Here is a 2,655-nt window from a genome sequence, read left to right as displayed (position 1 = left end):
GAGGTCAGGTACACGGATCGAACAGGCACTTGCGTGGTCAGGCCGAGTGCATTCGCTTCGGCGGCGCCGGTTGGAACGATGACTTCGCCACGTTGTGCCGCGAGGGCCTCGACAGCCTGTTCCACGGACGGCGCGCGCGTTCCAAACCGGCTTTTGATTGGTCGCAGGTAAACCCCGCGCCCGGCACGGATCAACTGGCCGCGCTCGGCAAGGCGCGACAAAGCCTGATCCACACCGGCACGGCTGCCGAGGTGCAGCAGGCCCTTTGCGGCAAGTGGCGCTCCTTCCGGAAGTCCCTCTGCATGGGTCAATATCTGTTCAGCAAGGTGCTGCATGAGCGTTCTCCTGTCAGAAATATACGCAGTTTTCTGACAGAGTTCAATCCGTGCTGTCGGGCGAGGTGAGGAGGGTGACTGCTTCGTGCCATGGGTAGGTATCAGGCTGGCCTTCGGCGATTTTGAGAGGGGAACACGCTTACCGAAGGCCCTGCAGTTGCAGGCATTCCTTGACGGCTGCAGCCCGCCGCTTGTCCAGGTACTCGGCCAGATCATCGATATGGACGCCTTTGGCGCATTTCTGCGACGCTTCCATGCGGACGAGGGGGAGGGCGATCGAACCGGCCGAGACTTTGCGGATGAACTTGTCGGTACTCAGACCGAAAAAATCCCTGGCGACATCCTCCGCAGGAATGATCGGTCGCCCGGAATACATTGCTATCAAGAGAAACGCCGTGTTCATGATCCCGGAGTGAAGCACGATGGCATAGTTGGGAGAAGGGCGCGCAGCGGGTTGGCGGGGAAGCGGATAGCATGGCGCGCAAATCGGACGGGAGCGTTGGATCCGGGAGACTTTGGGGAGCGCGTGAAGGGGTAGGGTGCCGAGGCTTGGGCTTGTCGTGCGCGCGCCCACACGCCAGGCAAAGCTACTGGGAAGGACGCGACACCAGTGCACCTTTCGCGGTGCAGACAGCCCGATATCCCGCTGGAGGCGCTACCACTCTGACGATGCCGGCAGGAGGAGGGTCATCCAGACCCGCGGCACCGCCTTGAGGGCCGAGCCCTCTGCGCTCACCGACCAGAAGGCTTTGGCTTGGGCTGATGCAGGCGTCGGCTGGTGTTCTTGCGGAAGGTGTTGCGCAGATCCTTGTTGATCAGCTCTTTGTCGAACCAGTCCGGATCGAAATGCCCGCCGGCCCAGCGAAGGTTGGAGCTGTGGTCCTCGTGGTTCTGATCGCGGATGGTCTCGAGGAAATCGGCATAGGACCAGGGGCCGCCGACGTCCTCGGGCGGCCGGGCACCGGCCCCTTCGGTGCATTCTGCATGGCGGGGCAGGGGATCGAGGGACAGCCATTCCTCGATCCGGATCACATGGGTCCAGTCATCCCCAAAGTCGTAGAGGTAAGTGAAGACCGGATCCTGGCCGGTGAAGTCCGCCAGCCTGACCCCGGTGTAGTCGAACGTCTGCGGGCCCCCGAAACCATCCTCAAGCTGATCGGGGTCGCCATATCGCAGCCCGCCGATCCGGAACTCATGCAGATGGCTGTCGGTCCAGCTGAACGCGGCCTGCAGCACCAGATGGAGCCTGTCGAGCGTCCAGTCCGACGGCACGACAAGTCGCCGCCAGATCGGCGGGTCAATCTCTGCCAGCGAGACATGTAGGCGGACGGCATTCGCGGGCTGGTACAAGACAGGTCCCCCGGTCAGATCGCAAAATCGTCTAGCGATTTTCCCGAAGCCAGCGCCTCGGCGATCCATGCCGGTTTGCGCCCACGGCCGGACCAGGTGATTTCGGCGTTCTCCGGATGGCGATACTTGGGCGCGGACCCCGCGCGTTTCCGGGTGGGAGCCACTTCCGCAAGCTCGTCGAAACTGAAACCGAGTTCGCGGGCCAATTCGTCAACCTTGGCGCGGGCCTCGGCCTTGCGACGGTCCTCGAAACTGGCGATGGCCTTCGCAACATTCTTTTGCAACTGCTTCAGCTCGGGAAGCGACAAGGCGTTAAGATCGATATCCGTCATTTGGTCCTCTTTTATTGCCCGTTGGCTTTGAACCCGAGCTCGCGGGAAGGAAGGCGTCTGGCGCTGGAAAGCATGCACCGCGATTGCGTGTCAGATAAGCGCAGATATCCTGGGGATTACAACACGTCGGGGATTGGCGGCTCGCGGTTGGTGGCTTTTGCCTTTTTATGCCTGCCTCGGCTGAATACGAGGATTGTCTGGGGGAAAGCCTTCCCCCTGGTCGGCACTGGCGTTGCCGACACACCCCCATCAGCGGGGAGACCCCGCAACGCCCCCGAGAGTGAAAGTGCGGGCGGGTTTTCCGTGACGGGTTGAGGGCTGGAGGAGAGGCCTCCGGCGCCCGTCGCGGAGATCATTCCGATGACCAGAGAGCATCGCGCGGCCGGCAAGAGCGGTCCGCGCACGAACCTTTATGACGACATCACCGACAAGATCATCGCCGAGCTGGAGGAAGGCCGGCTGCCCTGGGTCCAGCCCTGGGGGACGGCGGCGGTGCAGGCGCCGCTCGCCATGCCGCGCAACGCCAGCACGGGTCGGCAGTATTCCGGGATCAATGTCCTGATCCTCTGGGGCTCCGTGATCCAGCGGGGCTATCCAACCCAGCACTGGCTGACGTTCCGCCAGGCGCTGTCGCTCGG

5 protein-coding genes are annotated in these 2,655 nt (G+C 62.9%); 1 reads left to right on the top strand and 4 read right to left on the bottom strand.

The genetic code is table 11. The annotated features are described in order from the left end of the window. The 4 genes from C8N44_RS24005 to C8N44_RS22890 form a co-directional block, all read right to left on the bottom strand. A partial coding sequence (locus C8N44_RS24005) for a DUF6088 family protein (RefSeq protein ID WP_146178916.1) occupies positions 1 to 335 on the bottom strand: 335 nt, incomplete at its 3' end. A 139-nt stretch (positions 336 to 474) separates the two neighbouring features. Continuing rightward, positions 475 to 738 carry a pyocin activator PrtN family protein gene (locus C8N44_RS22900; RefSeq protein ID WP_020043354.1) on the bottom strand — a complete coding sequence of 88 codons (264 nt, stop codon included), beginning with the start codon at positions 736 to 738 and terminating at the stop codon, positions 475 to 477. A gap of 329 nt (positions 739 to 1,067) precedes the next feature. Beyond that, positions 1,068 to 1,685, bottom strand: a complete 618-nt coding sequence (locus tag C8N44_RS22895) for a plasmid pRiA4b ORF-3 family protein (RefSeq protein WP_107978989.1) — start codon at positions 1,683 to 1,685, stop codon at positions 1,068 to 1,070. A 14-nt stretch (positions 1,686 to 1,699) separates the two neighbouring features. Beyond that, entirely contained in the window at positions 1,700 to 2,017 is a 318-nt protein-coding gene (locus tag C8N44_RS22890) for an H-NS histone family protein (RefSeq protein ID WP_107978988.1), read from the bottom strand. A gap of 360 nt (positions 2,018 to 2,377) precedes the next feature. On the opposite strand from C8N44_RS22890, the gene C8N44_RS22885 reads away from it, so the two are divergent. Next, positions 2,378 to 2,655, top strand: a 278-nt coding sequence (locus C8N44_RS22885) for an ArdC-like ssDNA-binding domain-containing protein (protein ID WP_146178915.1), incomplete at its 3' end; no start/stop codon positions are given.

The organism is Allosediminivita pacifica, assembly GCF_003054175.1.
In the GTDB taxonomy this organism is placed as follows: Bacteria; Pseudomonadota; Alphaproteobacteria; order Rhodobacterales; family Rhodobacteraceae; genus Allosediminivita; species Allosediminivita pacifica.
Note: the sequence above shows the minus strand (reverse complement) of the source record. Positions and strands in the feature narration are given on the sequence as shown.

Excerpts from the sequence above, each read along its gene's own strand:
- C8N44_RS22900 (WP_020043354.1), bottom strand. The coding sequence starts at position 738 with ATGAACACGGCGTTTCTCTTGATAGCAATGTATTCCGGGCGACCGATC.
- C8N44_RS22890 (WP_107978988.1), bottom strand. The coding sequence starts at position 2,017 with ATGACGGATATCGATCTTAACGCCTTGTCGCTTCCCGAGCTGAAGCAG.